This window comes from Bradyrhizobium diazoefficiens (genome assembly GCF_016612535.1).
Taxonomy (GTDB): domain Bacteria; phylum Pseudomonadota; class Alphaproteobacteria; order Rhizobiales; family Xanthobacteraceae; genus Bradyrhizobium; species Bradyrhizobium diazoefficiens_C.
On the sequence record NZ_JAENXS010000002.1, the window covers coordinates 2,796,611 to 2,813,621 of the forward strand.

The following is a 17,011-nucleotide window of genomic DNA, read 5'->3' on the forward strand; positions in this document are numbered from 1 at the left end:
CCTTCCGCGAAAGCAACAGGAGATAGAGCCTGGCTTGGACCACTACCAAAGGCGCGCCGGCGACCGCGTTGAGGTGAAGTCGCCGGGAAATTCCGGCAATCAATCAACCGGCACGTCGATTGCAATCAAGGGCGCAACAGCCGCATGGCCCGCACCATTCGAGCCTCGCAAGATCGTCAACCAAGATCAAAACACGTGTCAGGATGTGTTGCAAAGCAACGAGATCATCAGGCATGGTTCGCGAGGACAAAAGTCGAAGAGCAGAATTCCACCTGCGTTGAACGTCAAAAAGGAGCAAGAATTTGCATAGGAATGCAGGATGGAATTCCTGACGACCAGCGAAGCCGCTGACTATCTCCGTCTTGGCGAACGCAAGCTCTACGAACTCGTCACCACAGGTGCGATCCCTGCAGCAAGGTGACCGGAAAGTGGCTGTTTCCCCGTCACGAGCTCGACCTCTGGGTGCTGTCCGGAATGGCGCGTCCGGCGGGCATGCTGACCGCGGAGCCGCCGCCGGTCGTGGGCGGCAGCCAGGACGAGCTTCTGGATTGGAGCCTGCGTGAATCCGGCTCCGGCCTGGGATCGATGATCGAGGGTAGTGCGCGCGGGCTCGAGCGCCTGCAACGCGACGAGGTGATGGCCGTGGCGGTGCACTTCCACAGCTTAGATGCCGAGGGCAATCTCGCCTCCGACGCCAGCGTGACGGCGCTGCGAGACGCGCCGGACCTGCATGATGCCTTGCTGGTCGCCTTCGTGCGCCGCGAGCAGGGTCTCGTGCTGCCGCCGGGCAATCCGAAGCGGCTGTGCGGTCTCGGCGACGTGCTCGCGCAGGGCGCCAGAGTGGCGATGCGACAACAGGGCACGGGCGCGCAGATGCTGCTCGACGTGCTGCTGACACGCTCGGGCACCTCGACGCGTGATTTGCGGCGGGTGGAGACGCCGGCCCTCACCGGGCCTGATCTCGCGGAATTGGTCCGCGCCGGACAAGCCGATTGCGGCGTCGCGACGCGCGCGGCGGCGCGCGCGGCAGGCCTCGATTTCGTGCCGCTGGCCTGGGAGAATTTTGAGCTTGCGATGCGGCAGCGCAGCTATTTTCGCCCGCCGATGCAGGCCCTGATCCGGTTCCTCAGCGAACGGCGGCTGCGCCAGCGCGCCGAGGAGCTGACCGGCTACGATCCCTCCCCGGCCGGGCAGATCCGCTTCGCGGCCTGAGATTGACGCCCACCCCAAAATAGTTGCAAAAGAAACCAATTCAGCCGGGCCATACCCGGGACAAGCAACTTCGGCCAACGAGCCGGATCAGGGGAGGACAAGCGTGAATCCAATGAGATTTGGACTGCCGGTCGCGGCTGCCTTTTTAGCGATGCCCTTGGCGGCGGCGCTGCTGCCGGGTGCCGCAATGGCGCAGGTGTCCGACGACATCGTCAAGATCGGGGTGCTCACCGACATGAACGGTCCGGCCTCCGCGCCGACCGGCCAGGGCTCGGTCACCGCGGCGCAGATGGCGATCGACGATTTCGGTGGCACCGTGCTCGGCAAGCCGATCAGCATCGTGATCGGCGACCACCAGCTCAAAGCCGATATCGGCGGCGCGATCGCGCGGCGCTGGTACGACGTCGACCAGGTCGATCTGATCGTCGACGTGCCGGTCTCCGCCGTCGGCCTTGCGGTGCAGAACATCGCCAACGAGAAGAAGCGGCTGTTCATCACCCACTCCACCGGCACTGCGGATTTCCACGGCAAGTTCTGCTCGCCTTACGCGATCCAGTGGGTGTTCGATACCCGCGCGCTCGCGGTCGGCACGGCGGACGCCGTGGTCAAGCGCGGCGGCGACAGCTGGTTCTTCATCACCGACGACTATGCGTTCGGCCATTCGCTGGAGCGCGACGCCTCCAGCGTCATCACCGCCAATGGCGGCAAGGTGCTGGGCTCGGTGCGGCCGCCGCTGGCAACGCCCGACCTCTCCTCCTTCGTGCTCCAGGCGCAGGCCTCCAAGGCCAAGATCATCGGCATTGCCGCAGGTCCCCCCAACAACATGAACGAGATCAAGACCGGCTCGGAGTTCGGCGTCTTCAAAGGCGGCCAGCAGATGGCGGCGCTGCTGGCGCTGATCACCGACATCCACGGCCTCGGCTTGCAGGCCGCCCAGGGCCTGTTGCTGACGACGTCGTTCTATTGGGACATGGACGACAAGACCCGCGAATGGTCGAAGCGCTATTTCGCCAAGATGAACAAGATGCCGTCGATGTGGCAGGCCGGCGTCTATTCCAGCGTGATGCACTATCTCAAGGCCATCAAGGCGACCGGCACCGACGATCCGCTCAAGGTCGCGGCCAAGATGCGCGAGATGCCGGTCGAGGATTTCTTCGCCCGCAACGGCCACCTGCGCGATGACAATCTGATGGTGCACGACCTCTGGCTGGTGCAGGTGAAGACGCCGGAGGAGAGCAAATATCCGTGGGACTATTACAAGATCCTCACGACGATCTCGGGCGACAAGGCCTTCGGGCCACCGGACCCGGCGTGTGCGATGGTGAGGAAGTGAGAGCGTGACGGTCGCTCAGGCGACCGTCACTTCACCACCCCAATCTCGCGAAAATATCTCATCACGCCCGGATGAATCAGCTCCGGTTTCGGTGCGGCCGCGACCGTGTTTGCGGCGGTGGTCTCGCAGGCCTGCGCGAGCTTCTTGCAAAACGCCACCTCGGCGCCGTGCAGCGTCTTCGCCAGGCGATAGGCGACATCGTCGGGCAGATCCTCGCGCGTCAGGACAAAGCTCCAGGAGCCAAGCGAGGCGATCGGCTCGGCCTGCTTCGGATAGGAGCCGGCCGGCACGGTCAATGGCTTCAGGAACGCATGCTTGGCGCGGATGCGCGTGATCTCCTCCGCGCTCGGGCCGATGAAGCGCGCACCTGACGCGCTCGAGGCCACCGCCGCAAATCCGGGCCAGCCGATGCCGGCGCCCCAGAGTGCGGCGACACGGCCATCCTCGACCATCGCGGGGCCGTCGCCGGCACGGTCGAGATAGATCGCCTTGAAATCCTCGTCCTGCTTCAGGCCGAGCCCGTCGAGCATATAGCGCGCCAGGATCGGCAAGCCGGAGCCTTTGGCGCCGAACGCGACCCGCTGGCCGACGAGATCATGAATCGTCTTGTAGGGACTGTCCGCCCGCACCACGAACATGCCGGGGTTGGAATAGATCGCGGTCAAAATCTTCAGCGCGACCTTCGTTCGCCCGATGCCGGCAAAGGCCTCGTAGGCGGGCTCGCCGGCGACGAGTGCGAGATCGAGCTCGCCCTTCTCCAGCAGCGGAATGTTCTCGTTGCTGCCCTTGGTGTTGCGCGGGACGATGGTGAGCGAGTGATCTGCCGCGTTCATCACCTCGGCAAAGGCGTTGCCATAGAGCGGGAAGCCGCCGCCGGGCGTTGCGGTACCCAGGCTGATCGTGGTGGATGAAATGGGCCTGCCTCCGGTTTGGGCGGCGACAGGACTCACAACCGGATTTGCGAGCAGCACTGCGGCGAGAAGGATGGATCGCGTGAATCTCATGGTCATTCCCGGCCGTCTGCGTCAACATCGACTTCGGACGATGTAGGCAGACGGCGATTTTTATGAAAGCATGGGCGCAACGACAATAGAACAATGGGAGGCGTCATGTTGCGAATTTTGCGTAACTCTGTTTTCGGGCTCGTGTTTCTTTCAAGCATTTTCAGCATCGCCCCTCTCGCCTCCGCTGCCGACTATCCCAACCGCCCCGTGCACTGGATGATCGGCTTTGCCGCCGGCGGCCCGGTCGACATCGTCGCGCGCATCATGGCGCAGTGGCTGTCGGACCGTCTCGGCCAGCAGTTCATCGTCGAGAACCGCGCCGGCTCCGGCGGCAACATCGCCGCTGCGGCTGCGATCAACGCGGCGCCCGACGGCTACACGCTGCTGTTCGTCGCGCCCAACAACGCGATCTCGACCTCGCTCTACAAGAAGCTGCCATTCGACTTTTTGCGCGACACCGTGCCGGTCGCCAGCATCATGCAACTCACCAACATGCTGGTCGTCGCCAACGCGATGCCGGTGAAGACGGTCCAGGAGCTCATCGACTATTGCAAGGCCAACCCCGGCAAGATCTCGTTCGCCTCGTCCGGCAACGGCACCTCGGTGCACATGTCGGCCGAGCTGTTCAAGGCGATGACCAAGTGCGACATGATCCATGTGCCCTATCGCGGCTCCGCGCTCGCCTTCCCCGACATCATCTCCAACAAGGTGCAGCTGATCTTCGACAATCTGCCGTCGGCGCTGGAGCAGTCGCGCGGCGGCAGCGTCCGCGCGCTGGGCGTGACCTCGCCGCAGCGCTGGCCGAGCGTACCCGACGTGCCCGCGATCGCCGAGACCGTGCCGGGCTTCGAATCGGTCGGCTTCTACGGCATCTCCGCGCCAAAGGGCACGCCGCCCGAGATCGTCGAGCTGCTCAACAAGGCCGTCGGCGAGGCCTTGAAGGACCCGAAGCTGGTCGCGCGCCTGGCCGAGACCGGCGGCATCCCCAAGCCGATGACGCCGGCCGAGTTCGGCAAGCTGGTCGCTGACGAGACCGAGAAGTGGCGCAAGGTGGTGGCGTTCGCCGGGGTCTCGGTGGACTAACGCGCGGCCGGACGGCGTCGGCCATCGCGAGGGGACCGGCAGGCCCCCTCGCATCGAAAGTCGCGAAAACAACCCCATGCACAGTAGAAAAGGCGGGCGAACGCAGCACCCTACAGAGGCCCCAAAAGCGGGGGCTGCGCCGGACGGCTTGACACGTCGGGCAAAACAGGAGCATAAGGGCAAAATCGCAAATTTCGGGTATTCAAAAATTATCGCCGGTGCGGCGCCGGCGGTTCGTTCCGCGCGAGTCGGCATTGCACGCCCGCCTCCGGCCCTGTAAACGAACCGCGCACCGTTGCCGGCCGCGCGTTCCCGCGGCCGTCCCGCGGCGGGGCCTGTAGCTCAATGGTTAGAGCCGGCCGCTCATAACGGTCTGGTTGCAGGTTCGAGTCCTGCCGGGCCCACCAGCCTTCGCTCGCGAAGCGAGTGAAGGCTGCCGCGCCGAAGAGCGCAGGCGGGCTGTGCGGCATGCGTGCAACGAATTGGTGTCCGTTGACTGAATTTCTCTACCCCGCTCGCACCCGTTGCGTAGGGACGGACAGCCAAGCTCGCGTCGTCGTCCTGGTCAATCGCGCCCATCTCGCACAAGAACCGGCTGGCAGGATTGATCCGGCGCGGATACTTCCGATGTTGGGGTAGCCGATCTGAACTCAAGCGGAATGTGAATCATGTCAATCTCATCGGGCACAGCACTGCAAACGTCATCCTCCGCGCTGGTTTCGCGCACTTTCACGACGCCTCGTCACTCAACGCACTACATCGCGTGCGGGCCGGCCGACGGACCGTTGATGATCTTCGTCCATGGCTGGCCGACCCTCGGTTTGATGTGGCGCGCCCAGATGGAGGCATTCGCCGCCGACGGTTGGCACTGCGTCGCTCCCGATCTGCGCGGCTACGGCGGCTCTTCCGTGCCTGAAGCGAACGATGCCTATGCCATCGAGGACGTCGTGGCAGACATGGCGGAACTCCATGACCACCTTGGCGGCAAGTCTGCGATCTGGGTTGGCCACGACTGGGGCTGTGTTGTGGTCGGTGAATTGGCCGCGCATCAGCCGGAGCGCAGCCGTGGCGTCGTGCTGACCTCGCTCGCGTATCAACCCGACGGTCACGCGCTGCGCACAATCGTCCCGCTGGTCGACCGAACGATTTATCCGGCTGATCAATATCCGGACGGCCAATGGGACTACTACCGCTACTACACGACGCACTTCGAGGCGGCGATCGCCGATCTCGATGCAGACCTGGCAGCATCGCTGGCGTCGATCTTTCGGCCGGGCGATCCCGCCGGTATGGGCAAGGTTTCGCCGAATGCGATGGTCACGCGCAATGGAGGGCGCTTCGGTGCCGCGCACCGCGCCCCGCCGACCCAACCTGATCCGGCTCTCTGGCCGCCGGCGGACTTCGACGTGCTGGTGCAGTCGTTCAAGGCCTACGGCTTCCGCCCATCCTGCGCGTGGTACCTGAACGACGACGCCAACATCGCCTACGCGCGCAAGGCCGCCAATGGCGGCCGCCTGTCGCAGCCGGTGCTGTTCGTCAACGGCGACTTCGATCAGATCTGCAGCATCACCGGAAATCGCCAGGGCGACCCGATGCGCGCGGCCTGCGCAGACCTGACCGTGACGAGTATGCCCTCCGGACATTGGCTGCCGCTGGAATGCAAGACAGAACTCATCCAGGCCATCCGCACCTGGCTCCAGGGCAACAATCTTTGATGGCGGTTGTGGGACGTAACGTCCCGCAAGAGGTCAGTGCACGAAATCTACCCAACTTTGCGGCCGGCGCGCGCCCGGAGGCAGGAATTTCGCGCACTGTCACCGTAATCCCCGTAATCCCGAGGCACCCCCGATTGCTGTGGACACGCAATTTTCCTTCCAGTTCTTTGGGCGCGACGTACTCGCTGAACCAGACACGCAGTCGAGGCTGGCGCTGTATGCTCCTAGCGTCGGGTTGTTGCAGAGAGTTCAGCGAAAGCTCATCTACCTCGATGATCTTTCCTGGCGAGAGTTCGAGCAACTGATAGCAAATATGCTCGAAGCGGAGGGCTATTCTGTCGAGCTAATGAAAGGGTCAAAAGATGGCGGCGTTGACGTCGTTGCCATTAAAGACCTCGGCAACACCGGGCTTTTCAAGTCCGTTTGGCAAGCGAAGAAGCACCGTCTTGACCGGAAAGTTGGACTCTCCCTCGTGCGTGAGCTATCCGACACGCGACTTGAACATGGAGCAAGTAAGGGCATCATCGTAACCACGTCATTTCTCACCAGCGGTGCTCTAGGGTCTGTTGAGATTCAGGATTCACAGAACGGAATGTCCGTGATTCAAGCTCCGAAAGGAGTTTGGTATGCCCCGATTCGTTCTGACAGATGCTCAATGGGCGAAGATGGAGCCGGTTTGTTTGGGCAAGCCGAGGGACCCCGGCCGCAGTGGAAGCGATAACCGTCTGTTTCTGGAAGCTGTACTGTGGATCGCCCGCACGGGCAGCCCATGGCGGGATCTGCCGCCGACGTTCGGCAACTGGAATACCGTGTGTTCAAACGCTATCGCGACTGGGTGAAAGCCGGTGTTTTCAAGCGGATCTTCGATGCCGTATCGGATGATCCGGACATGGAGTTCGCCATGGTCGACGCGACCATCGTCAAGGTTCACCGCCACGGGCAGGGAGCAAAAGGGGGACCATCAGGCCATCGGCAAGTCAAAAGGCGGCTGGACCACCAAAATCCTCGCGCTGACTGACGCGCTCGGGAATCTGGTGCGGTTCATCCTGCTCCCCGGCCATCGCTTTGACACCGTCGGCGTCGTGCCCCTGATCAAGGATATCGAGTTCGGTGGCTTGATCGCCGACAAGGCTTTTGATTCCAACTGGATCATCGAAGACTTGAACGAACGCAAGGCCAAGATCGTCATCTCGCAACATCAAAGGCGCGCTCAGCCTCTCGACATCGACAAAGACATTTACAAATGGCGTCACTTGATCGAAAATTTCTTCGGCAAGCTCAAGGAATTCAAACGCATAGCAATGCGTTGCGACAAGACAGACAGCAGCTTCGAGGCCATGATTTACCTCGCCACCGCCGTAATCCATTCCAGATGAATCTCAACAGACCCTAGAGCGCGTTGAGCGCGACCAATATCTGCTCGGAAAAGTTGACCGGACTGATCTAGACCGATGGATGGAGAGAACACTCCGAGCTGACTGACATAATAGAGGGATTACGGGGACAGTTTTGGATTACGGTCACTACGCACGAAATTTTGGCCTCAGGGCGCGCGCCATCCGCGAAATTGGTAGATTTTGTGGGTTACGGTGATAGTGCACTTTAATTTCTCTGACCGCTTTCGCAGGTTCGAAGGCTCATGAATTAGATGCACTGTCGCCGAATACGTTGGTTTGCCCAACTCGCGCTGTCAAACCAGCTCCAGCCGCAATGACCGCCCGACCATGCGCGCGGCGCGCTGAAGCGTTGCCAGCGTGACGTTGCCGTCCTTGGGGTCGAGCAGGCGCCCGATCTGACTGCGCGAGGTCTTCATGCGCTGGGCCAGATTGTTGCGGGATATGTTGTTTTCCTTCATCGCCTGCTCGATCTGCCACGCGAGGACTTCCTTGACGGCGACGGCCTCGAACTCGTCGCGCTTGCCTTCTTCGCCGAGGAAGGCATCGAGCGTGGTGAGCTTGGCGGCGGAACGGATTGCTTTCTTCTCCCTGGCCGCACTCTTCTTCCCGGTCATGTTGGTCTCCTTCATTTTTCAAATTCACGGTTTCTGCGGCGCGCAAGGATCAGGTCGTCCGCAGGGGTCTTCTGGGTCTTCTTGATGAACCCGTGAAGGACCAGGATGCGGCCTTGCTGCACGCTGAAAAGGACGCGAGCGATCCGGCTGCTCGGCAGCGACGTACGCACCTCCCACAAGCCGTCGCCCAGCGGGCGGCAAAGCGGCATGCCCACCGGCCAGCGGTATTGGACACGCATGAGGTCGAGGCCTACGGCTTGACGGTCGGCATCGTCCAGGCTCCGCAGCCAGTCCCGCACGACTTCCGCCCCACCACGCGTGCGGTAGAACACGACGGGTATCTTGTGGGGACCGCTGCCTGACATTCCGCCCCATATAACGACCATGTATCATATAATGTACATGTCTGCAATAACGATCGAGCGGACAGCCGCACCAGTTTCGCACCAGAAACGATTGCGTCAAAACATAGAAAACGCGATCGAACCTGAGCGAAAACGAGCAAGATCAACGAAGCTGATCGATATCCCGGCCGCTCATAACGGTCTGGTTGCAGGTTCGAGTCCTGCCGGGCCACCAGCCTTCGCTCGCGAAGCGAGTTTCGGCTGGGCAAGCCTGCGCCACAGATCAAAGGCGAAGCGAACGAACCTTCGCCGAAAGGGCCTGCTCCGGTTTACCGATCTCGCAGGCGGGCACGATACGCGCTGGGCGTCATGCCATGATGACGCTTGAACGTGTTGGTCAGGGTCGAGAGGTTGCGGAAACCGGTGGCCAGCGCAATTTCTCCAATCGGGAGATCATCTTGCCGCAAGGCTTCTCTGGCCCGCAACAGCCGGCGCTCGACCAGGTAGCCGTAGGGCGTCCGCTGCGTCGCAGCCCGAAAGGCGCGGATGAAATGATTGGTGGACAATCCGGTCAGGGCCGCAAGGTCGGCAAGGCCAATCTCCGAGGTGAGATTGGCCTCGATATAGTCGAGCACGACGCGCAGCCGGCGCGGGCTGAGCGGATGCGGTGCACCGAGATTCTCCGTTGCCTGACGGCTGCGAAGCATCGCGTTCGAATGCCAATGGACCAGGTGGCGAATGAGCAATTGCTGCGTTTGATCGAGCAGCAGCGAGTGCGCCTGATTGTCGATGCCCCCGTAGAGCTCGAATTCGGCGACGAGCATCGCAAAATAACCTTGCAGCCACGGGTCCCGCATGGCGAACAGCGGATCGATATCGACCGTGGTTGTCCCGGTGAGATTCTGCTGGGCGTAGCCGTTGATCAGATCCTGATCGAGATAGAGATGCAGCATCTCGAACACGCCGTTTCGCACGCTCTCCAGTTCCAGATCGTAAGGACGGAACGTGACGGAGCCGTGTTGCGACCCTGTCCCCTGGCACACGCCCTTGACGAACATCGACACCGAGGTCGAACCGCCGATGTGGTACATCAGGACGTTCTGGCCGAGCTTGCGCAGTCCCGTCCGGGTCGCGGGCCGGCGCCACTTGGCGGCGATCATGTGCCCATCCGCATCGGTAACGGCATAGTCCGGACCTGCCCCGGCGTTCGTGCCGAGATAGGCATCGAAGGCTGATTTCAGTTCGGGTCCCTGATCGCCCATAGGGTTGTTCTCCACGGCACGCGCGCAGTCTTGCTGCGTCTGCGCTGCAGCCTCCTTGCGACGGTCGCACAAGCGGCGATCACACGACGCCTGGGGCGCGTGAGGTTTGGCCCACGCGCCCCTTGCTCGAGGTCAGCCTAACGCAGGCAGAGTTCTAGCGTCTAGTCAGGGCATCGCCATGTCGCGGCGGCAGATGCTCCGAGCATTCACTGGCAGTCAGGCCAACGCTCCTGAAATCGAGGTTGTCGCTGTCTTCTTGCCCGAACACCGTTTTCACGTCGTCGCAGGCAACCGGAAGGCCCTGGATCGGTCGTCCCGTACCACTTCTGATCACGCCGGCTTCCAGGTTGCCGCCGCACGTGAAGCTGCTGGCGTCGTTGATGCTGCCAAAGCCGCTATAGATCGCAGTCTGCGGGAACGGACACATCGGCCGGGTGCGGCCCCGAACGAGGCCGTGTGAATCGGACACACCGAGGATGGTCTTCGGCACGACGCCGTGCTCGACCCAGCTCCGGAGCGCGACGAACGGATCGTACCAGTACGGGCCGAATCCACCACCGATATGTCCGGTCATCGGAGCGACAAACAGACGGTACCAGGACTGCAGCTTCTCATAATCCGCAGCTTTGGTGCCGCCGTACAATTTGGTCGCGACGCGATTGTAGTAGTCCACGTCATGCCGCCAGCGGATCGCCGGATCAGCGCTGCCGTGGAGTTGAATGATCTTGGTGCCGTGTTTCATCATCTCCTTGAGGTCCGGATCCTGGTTGTCCGTGTAGAGATCGATCGGAGGCGCCCCCAAGTCGGATCCGATCCGCGAACCGATTGCAGCTTCCCGCTCATAGGTGGTGGGAACGCCGGGAGATGAACACGCGGCCCACCCTGTGGCATTGGTCGTCCCCATCTCGAGCGATTCCTGATCGACGAACAGGCAGTTGTTCGCGGGCCAGGCGGCGTTGGCGTGATCGTACTGCACCACCTCCACCGTGCTCGCCGTCAAGGTTGCGGAATTGTACGAGGTGCTCTGGAACGTCCCCAACGCGTTGGTCGGGAAGGTGATGCTGATGTCGTAAGGATACCAGATCCGCGCGCCGTGGCTGTTGCGCGGCCCATCGAAAATCCGGTCGAACGCCGCCGCCTGCCTGGCGGTGAGGCAATTCGGCCGTGGCGGCGCTCCCGTTACGCCGCAGATATTGGCCGCAGCGGAGAAGTGCATGGTGCAGACCCGCGGATCGGCGATCATGCCGTCGGCGACAGTGTCGGTGCCTTGGACATCGCATGCCTTGACGATGGCGTTATAGAGAGCCGTCTGCTGGTCGTTTGTCGGTAACGCCCCGGCCCCGTCGAGTTGGATCAGCTTTCGCATCACCAGAGCCGGCCAACTGTCCGCTAGCCGGAACTGCTGCCAGCGATAGGCCGGCGCGCCGATCAGGAAGCCATCATATTCGTCGCCATGGTGCTGCAATTGGCCCATGCCCATGTTGCCGCCGCCCGAACCGCCATTGTAGTAGTGCAACTTCGGCTCCTTGCCGTAATAGACCTCCGCGATGGCGTCAGCCCATTGCCTGCCATACCAGGTGCCGCGATAGATCCAGTCGGCGACGGTCCCGTAGGCGATCTTGTCGCGGTAAGGGCTGTTGGCAGTCGAGATAATCGCGAAGTTGGCGTTACCGGGGGTGCCTTGCGTGAAATAGCCGGCGTATTGCTCGCCGGCGTCGGTGATCGAAGCGACGAAGCCCTGACGGATCGCGTAGGTGGCGTTGGCACCATCGAGCCCCTCTCCGAAGCCGGAGGGGTTGAGTGTTCCGGACTGCCCCGGGGCCCCCATGGTCATGACGCCACCCGTCCAGGCCCCGTTGACGGCGCCAAGATTGGTGGGGCCCTGGTCGGCTGAATTGAGTGGCAGCGAAATCACGATCTCGATCGCCTGCTTCTGGCCGATATCGTAGGCCGGCTGCCCCTTTGGGATACCCGGCGAGTCCAGAGCGGGCCCCGCGGTATTCGGTCCCTCGCCGCCGGGATAATAGACGAACGCGACCTGACAAAAGGCCGGCGTCGGTCCTATCGGCGTCGGCCGGAAGTTGAAGCCGGAGCCGCCGGCTGGCTGTTCCGGTGCAGCAGGTACGATGCTGGCATAAGGAACCGTGACTGTACTTGTCCCAGGGGTAACGACGCCCTGAACGATCTTGCCCGGAAGCGTGCTTGGCACGATCGCTGCCAGTTTGGTCCCGAGATTGCCAAGGCAAGTCGGCAATGGAGGTTCTGGCCGATTCGCGCGTGCGGGCATCATAGTTGCCATAGCAACTATTAGCGCGGCGAAATGCACAACTGCTGGTCTTTGCATGGTTTCCTTCCTCCTCTTCGTGATTTGACAGAAGCGGGTCGAACAATCACCGCTTACGCACAAACATGAGTGGGCGTGCGGCCCGCTCGCCTGCGAGGGCGCGTACTAAGATCTCTGTTTCTGAATTGTTGACTTGACCAAGCGCACGACGTGCACCGGTGGAACGGAACGCACGGGGCGGCAGAAATCGCCGCGACTGCGCACTTGGGCCCCCTTTTTTTCCTTTGGCTTGCAAGCGACGACATTGGAAAGATCATTCGAGCCGCGCAACGGAAATCGGCACGTGAAAGAAGATCGCTGGAAGATTGGCGCGATTTTGTAAAATGCAGCGATTTTGGAAATCGATGGAATGGAACAGGCTGGTCCGTGAGCGGAGTGATGTTTGCAGCAGTCGGCCAGGGGACGTCGCCGCTCCGGGGCCTACGACGCCGGCTCCGTTCGCAGCGCACTGACCGCAGCTCTGATCATCACGATGGGACTACGGGGGGCGCCTTGCAAGCGGAGGGTGGGACATCGCGTCTCTCCTTCCTGCCGATGCATCTTTGAAGTCGAGACTTTGCGAGGATGGTGGATACTCCTGCCGGGCTCACCAACAAAGCGCATTTCCGATTGCGCTGGCGACACTTAGACCGCATGCACCTGCATGTGGCTGTCACACGTTGCTGAGATCATGAATAACAGGTTGGAGAGCGCCATTTCGATGCAGATCGAGCGTTGCCAGCGTGATCGGCAGCTTGAAGCGCCTGCGCCCCGCACTTCCCGGGTTCAGGTAGAGCACGCCGTCGACGGTCTCGATCGCGACGCGATGCGAATGGCCCGATATCACGACGTCGATCCCAAGCTCCGTCGGGTTGATCGTAAGTTGCTTGAGATCGTGCAGGACGTAGAGGGCGCAGCCGCCAAGGCGCAACGTTCTGGTGTCAGGCAAGCGCCTCGCCCAGTCGCCCGTATCGATGTTGCCTCTGATGGCGGTCACAGGCGCGATCCGGCCTAGGCGGTCCACGATCTCCGGAGTGCCGATATCGCCGGCGTGGATGATGTGGGACACGCCGGCGAGGCAGCGCTCCGCCTCCGGCCTCAGCAGCCCGTGCGTGTCCGAAATCACCCCAATCTTGAGCGTCATCCCGGATCTCGATTCAGTGCAGGATATCCAGCGGGACCCGGCCAATCTCTTCGCCATCCTGGGACTACGGTGCGCGAGGCTGCCATCGCGGATTTCAGGACGGACACCGGCAGGATTATCGCTGGGCCAGCCGGGAGACGTCCGCGATGGTCACCTTGACAGTGCGGGTTCGTCCAGCGCGTTCGACGGACAGCTCGATTGGCTTGCCGATCCCCTCGTCTTCGAGCACCGACGTCAATTCCTCCATGCTGTGAACCGGCTTGCCGTTGACTTCCGTGATGATGTCCCTGATCACGCCGTCCTCAGTCGCGCCTTCAATGCCGGCTTGCGCGGCGGGAGAGCCGGGCAATGTTCGGACGATGATGACCCCGTCAATTCCGAGGCTCGTTGCCTCGTCCTGCTTGGCAGCCACGATGCCGAGGCCCGGCAGCGGGACGCGGCCGTTGCGGATCAACTCGGCCGCAACGCGGTTGACGATGTCGACTGGAATGGCGAAACCGATTCCGGCCGAGGCGCCCGAGCCGGAGACGATGGCACTGTTCACGCCGATCAGCCGTCCGGCACTGTCGAGCAGCGGGCCACCGGAATTTCCGGGATTGATGGGCGCATCGGTCTGAATCATTCCCTTGATTTCGCGCGCGGTGACCGACGGCAGCTTTCGACCCAGCGCACTCACGATTCCGGAGGTTAGAGTCTGGTCCAGACCGTAGGGATTGCCGATCGCAAATGTGCTCTGACCGACCTGGAGATCGGCCGAACGGCCCACGGCAATCGGATGCAGCGCCGATCTTGGCCGCTCCAGCTGAAGAACGGCGAGATCGTAGTTCGGAGCGGCGCCCACCACACGCGCGGCGACGAATTCACCGGAGGTCAGCCGAACGCCGATCTCGGCCGTGCCACTGATGACATGATTGTTGGTGATCACGTGTCCGGCGAGATCCCATACGATGCCCGAGCCGGATTGCACCCTGCTTTCCTGTTCGTCGGAAAAGATCGATGTGCGGGGCGTGCCGCGCGCGTACACATGCACGACGGAGGGCGATGCCTCCTTGAAGAGACGAATGGTTGCCTGCTCGGCTGCAGCGAGATCGGCACGGGGCGTCACGGTGCGGGGAGCCGAGGCAGACAACCAGAGCGCAGTTACGTACGGCTGCACCACCCAGATGCTTACCAAAAGCAACAACCACACGATCGCCAACCGCAGGAAACGAATGGGCACCCTGATGCCTCCTTGCCGGCATCTCAATTTCAGGGAACCCGGATCGTTCCTTGCGGCCGCTCAGAGAACCGCGGCGCCATGATCTGGATCGACATGGCCCGCCTGGATCCACAGTCGCTGCGCTGCAGGAACTTTCGGCCTTGAGGCCGGTTTTCACGACATACGAGAGTTTCGTCCATGCGCCGCATTCGTTGGCTTGCCGTCATTCCGTTCCTTGCCCTCATCGTCGGCCCGTTCTTCGTCAACCGGGCGACCCCGCTGGTTCTTGGCTTGCCATTCCTGCTCGCCTGGATCGTGGCCTGGATCCTGCTCACCTCCGTCATCATGACGGTGATCTACATGGCCGATCCCGCCAACCGCGAGGGCGAGCCGTGAACGCCGCCCTGCCGTTCATCGCCGCCGCGGCGCTGCTGGCACTGGCGCTCGGCCTGCTCGCCCGCCGCGGCAAGGACATGAACCTCGAGCAGTGGACGGTCGGGGGACGCGGCTTTGGCGCGATTTTCGTGTTCCTGCTGCTGGCGGGAGAGATCTACACCACCTTCACCTTTCTCGGCGGCAGCGGTTTCGCCTATGGCAAGGGCGCCCCCGCCTATTACATTCTCTGTTACGGCACGCTCGCCTATGTGCTGTCCTATTTCATGCTGCCGCCAATCTGGCGCTATGGGAAGGAGAACCGGCTGTATTCGCAGTCGGACTTCTTCGTACGCAAATACGACAGTCCGGCGCTTGGTGTGATCGTCGCGCTCGTGGATATCGCGGCGCTGATCCCTTATCTCGTCCTCCAGTTCAAGGGCCTCGGCATCATCGTCGAAGTTGCCGGCTACGGTGCGATCTCCTCGACGCTCGCCATCTGGATCGGCGCCATCGTCGTCGCGGTCTACGTGATGACCTCGGGCGTCCACGGCTCGGCGTGGACCGCGGTCGCCAAGGACGCCTTGATTCTCGGCATCGTGATCTTTCTCGGCATTTACCTGCCGTTCCATTATTATGGCGGGCTGGGATCGATGTTCGCGGCGATCGAACAGGCAAAGCCGGGATTCGCAGTGCTGCCGCCCCACGGCGAGAGCCTGTGGTGGTTTTCCTCGACCGTGCTGCTCACCGCGCTGGGCTTTTATATGTGGCCCCATACGTTCGCGTCGATCTACACCGCGAAGAGCGCTACGGTGATCCGCAAGAATGCAATCGTGCTGCCGCTCTATCAGCTCATTCTGCTGTTCGTGTTTTTCGTCGGCTTCGCGGCGACGCTTCAGGTTCGCGGCCTGTCGGGTTCGGACATCGACCTTGCCCTGTTCAAGCTGTCGGTCAAGAGCTTCGATCCCTGGTTCGTCGGCGTCATAGGCGCCACCGGCGTGCTCACCGCATTGGTGCCGGGCTCGATGATCCTGATGACGGCCGCCACCCTGATCGCCAATAACCTCTATCGCGCCATCAACCCCGCCGTCGACGACCGGCAGGTCTCGCAACTGGCGAAGCTCCTGGTGCCGGTGGTCGCGCTCGTCGCGGTATTCTTTACGCTGAAGGGGGGAGAGACCATCGTCGCCCTGCTTCTGATGGGCTACAGCCTGGTGACGCAACTTTTTCCCTCGCTGGTGCTCAGTCTCGCGCGCCACAACATCGCGACGCGAGAAGGCGCCGCGGCAGGCCTCATCGCCGGCGTCGCGACAGTGGCCATGACAAGCCTGAGCGGCGTAAATTTCCACGCATTGTCATGGCTGCCGCCGCAAATCCAGGACCTCAATATCGGCATCGTGGCACTGGCGATCAACTTCATCGTGCTGATCGCGGTCAGCCTCGCGATGCGGGTCACCTCGGCCCCGGCAGGGGCTGCCGCAGAATAGATGATCTGAAGAGAATCTGGCGGCCAAGCAACGACCCTCATGCCAAGGCGGCACGCACGCCGGTGCCCATGATCTCGCGCGTGCCAGAATTGCAGAATTACCGTGACAGTGCTGGACTGCAGCCGTTAAGTGAGACACGGTCATTGCGGTGACAGCGGGTTTTGTCACGACAGGTTACTGCGGCTTGTTTGGGGCGAATGCGGTTTCGGACTCAAGAGCCCCGGTCGGCGTCCGTTTGGATATCACCCTCGCCGAGCGCAGCGCCTACAAAGCACCAGTTGACCGCTCTCTCGCGGCAGGAGAATTCCATGGTCAGTGAAAAAGGCCCGAACATCAAGAAGAAGCAGAAATGCAAAAATTGTGAGGGCAAAGGCCTGCTCAAGAAGGGCGACAAAGTGGTGAAGTGCCAGCGGTGCAAAGGCACGGGGGTGCGGTGACATTGCGGACGGCCTCTCACTTCTTTCGGCATGGAATGCGCAGGCCGCGCCAAGCCTCGCACCAGCTTCGCACCAGAAACTGCTTC

The 17,011-nt window shown here is 62.1% G+C and carries 15 protein-coding genes, 1 tRNA gene and 2 pseudogenes; 11 read left to right on the top strand and 7 right to left on the bottom strand.

Going from position 1 to position 17,011, the window contains the following annotated elements:
• Window positions 1-34: 34 nt before the first annotated feature.
• The 3 genes and pseudogenes from JJE66_RS29925 to JJE66_RS29935 all read left to right on the top strand — a co-directional run bounded on the left by JJE66_RS29925 (window position 35) and on the right by JJE66_RS29935 (window position 2,545).
• Window positions 35-310, top strand: coding sequence for a hypothetical protein (locus JJE66_RS29925; protein ID WP_200518087.1), 276 nt, complete (start codon window positions 35-37; stop codon window positions 308-310).
• 9 nt (window positions 311-319) lie between these two features.
• A pseudogene (locus tag JJE66_RS29930) lies at window positions 320-1,212 on the top strand (substrate-binding domain-containing protein).
• Window positions 1,213-1,315: 103 nt separating this feature from the next.
• Entirely contained in the window at window positions 1,316-2,545 is a 1,230-nt protein-coding gene (locus tag JJE66_RS29935) for an ABC transporter substrate-binding protein (protein ID WP_200518089.1), read from the top strand.
• Window positions 2,546-2,571: 26 nt separating this feature from the next.
• Here JJE66_RS29935 and JJE66_RS29940 read toward each other — a convergent pair whose 3' ends face one another.
• Entirely contained in the window at window positions 2,572-3,549 is a 978-nt protein-coding gene (locus JJE66_RS29940) for a TAXI family TRAP transporter solute-binding subunit (protein WP_200518091.1), read from the bottom strand.
• 105 nt (window positions 3,550-3,654) lie between these two features.
• Between JJE66_RS29940 and JJE66_RS29945 the strand changes: the two genes are divergently transcribed.
• From JJE66_RS29945 to JJE66_RS29965, 5 genes and pseudogenes are all read left to right on the top strand, one after another.
• Window positions 3,655-4,632: a tripartite tricarboxylate transporter substrate binding protein gene (locus JJE66_RS29945; RefSeq protein WP_200518092.1), complete on the top strand. Its 978-nt coding sequence runs from the start codon at window positions 3,655-3,657 to the stop codon at window positions 4,630-4,632.
• A 331-nt stretch (window positions 4,633-4,963) separates the two neighbouring features.
• A tRNA-Ile gene (locus JJE66_RS29950) sits at window positions 4,964-5,039 on the top strand.
• A 381-nt stretch (window positions 5,040-5,420) separates the two neighbouring features.
• Window positions 5,421-6,347 (top strand): alpha/beta fold hydrolase, encoded by a 927-nt coding sequence (locus JJE66_RS29955; protein ID WP_246756591.1) that lies wholly within the window; start codon window positions 5,421-5,423, stop codon window positions 6,345-6,347.
• 139 nt (window positions 6,348-6,486) lie between these two features.
• Complete coding sequence (locus tag JJE66_RS29960) at window positions 6,487-7,068, top strand: restriction endonuclease (RefSeq protein ID WP_200518096.1); 582 nt, start codon at window positions 6,487-6,489, stop codon at window positions 7,066-7,068.
• Window positions 6,974-7,723: pseudogene (locus JJE66_RS29965) on the top strand (IS5 family transposase). Before JJE66_RS29960 ends, JJE66_RS29965 begins: the two are co-directional and overlap by 95 nt.
• Before the next feature lie 314 nt (window positions 7,724-8,037).
• Here the strand turns inward: JJE66_RS29965 and JJE66_RS29970 are convergent.
• The 6 genes from JJE66_RS29970 to JJE66_RS29995 all read right to left on the bottom strand — a co-directional run bounded on the left by JJE66_RS29970 (window position 8,038) and on the right by JJE66_RS29995 (window position 14,650).
• Entirely contained in the window at window positions 8,038-8,358 is a 321-nt protein-coding gene (locus JJE66_RS29970) for a helix-turn-helix domain-containing protein (RefSeq protein WP_200518098.1), read from the bottom strand.
• An 11-nt stretch (window positions 8,359-8,369) separates the two neighbouring features.
• On the bottom strand, window positions 8,370-8,690 hold the full coding sequence (locus JJE66_RS29975; RefSeq protein ID WP_311979974.1) for a type II toxin-antitoxin system RelE/ParE family toxin: 321 nt from the start codon (window positions 8,688-8,690) through the stop codon (window positions 8,370-8,372).
• Between the two features lie 341 nt (window positions 8,691-9,031).
• Complete coding sequence (locus tag JJE66_RS29980) at window positions 9,032-9,964, bottom strand: helix-turn-helix domain-containing protein (protein WP_200518102.1); 933 nt, start codon at window positions 9,962-9,964, stop codon at window positions 9,032-9,034.
• A gap of 154 nt (window positions 9,965-10,118) precedes the next feature.
• Window positions 10,119-12,173, bottom strand: coding sequence for a tannase/feruloyl esterase family alpha/beta hydrolase (locus JJE66_RS29985; RefSeq protein ID WP_200518109.1), 2,055 nt, complete (start codon window positions 12,171-12,173; stop codon window positions 10,119-10,121).
• Window positions 12,174-12,960: 787 nt separating this feature from the next.
• A complete protein-coding gene (locus tag JJE66_RS29990) occupies window positions 12,961-13,431 on the bottom strand; it encodes a metallophosphoesterase family protein (protein WP_200518110.1) in 471 nt (156 codons plus the stop codon).
• A gap of 115 nt (window positions 13,432-13,546) precedes the next feature.
• Complete coding sequence (locus JJE66_RS29995; RefSeq protein WP_200518112.1) at window positions 13,547-14,650, bottom strand: S1C family serine protease; 1,104 nt, start codon at window positions 14,648-14,650, stop codon at window positions 13,547-13,549.
• 177 nt (window positions 14,651-14,827) lie between these two features.
• Here JJE66_RS29995 and JJE66_RS30000 point away from each other — a divergent pair, with 177 nt between their 5' ends.
• The 3 genes from JJE66_RS30000 (at window position 14,828) to JJE66_RS38540 (ending at window position 16,925) form a co-directional block, all read left to right on the top strand.
• A complete protein-coding gene (locus JJE66_RS30000; RefSeq protein WP_200518114.1) occupies window positions 14,828-15,025 on the top strand; it encodes a DUF3311 domain-containing protein in 198 nt (65 codons plus the stop codon).
• A complete protein-coding gene (locus JJE66_RS30005) occupies window positions 15,022-16,488 on the top strand; it encodes a sodium:solute symporter (protein ID WP_200518115.1) in 1,467 nt (488 codons plus the stop codon). The genes JJE66_RS30000 and JJE66_RS30005 overlap by 4 nt, the downstream gene beginning before the upstream one ends.
• Window positions 16,489-16,796: 308 nt before the next feature.
• On the top strand, window positions 16,797-16,925 hold the full coding sequence (locus JJE66_RS38540) for a hypothetical protein (protein ID WP_256374932.1): 129 nt from the start codon (window positions 16,797-16,799) through the stop codon (window positions 16,923-16,925).
• Window positions 16,926-17,011 lie beyond the last annotated feature (86 nt).

What these genes read in the sequence shown, in the direction of transcription:
- JJE66_RS29940 (WP_200518091.1), bottom strand. Translation starts at nt 3,549, where the DNA reads ATGAGATTCACGCGATCCATCCTTCTCGCCGCAGTGCTGCTCGCAAAT.
- JJE66_RS29945 (WP_200518092.1), top strand. Translation starts at nt 3,655, where the DNA reads ATGTTGCGAATTTTGCGTAACTCTGTTTTCGGGCTCGTGTTTCTTTCA.
- JJE66_RS29955 (WP_246756591.1), top strand. Translation starts at nt 5,421, where the DNA reads ATGATCTTCGTCCATGGCTGGCCGACCCTCGGTTTGATGTGGCGCGCC.
- JJE66_RS29970 (WP_200518098.1), bottom strand. Translation starts at nt 8,358, where the DNA reads ATGACCGGGAAGAAGAGTGCGGCCAGGGAGAAGAAAGCAATCCGTTCC.
- JJE66_RS29980 (WP_200518102.1), bottom strand. Translation starts at nt 9,964, where the DNA reads ATGGGCGATCAGGGACCCGAACTGAAATCAGCCTTCGATGCCTATCTC.
- JJE66_RS29990 (WP_200518110.1), bottom strand. Translation starts at nt 13,431, where the DNA reads ATGACGCTCAAGATTGGGGTGATTTCGGACACGCACGGGCTGCTGAGG.
- JJE66_RS30000 (WP_200518114.1), top strand. Translation starts at nt 14,828, where the DNA reads ATGCGCCGCATTCGTTGGCTTGCCGTCATTCCGTTCCTTGCCCTCATC.
- JJE66_RS38540 (WP_256374932.1), top strand. Translation starts at nt 16,797, where the DNA reads ATGGTCAGTGAAAAAGGCCCGAACATCAAGAAGAAGCAGAAATGCAAA.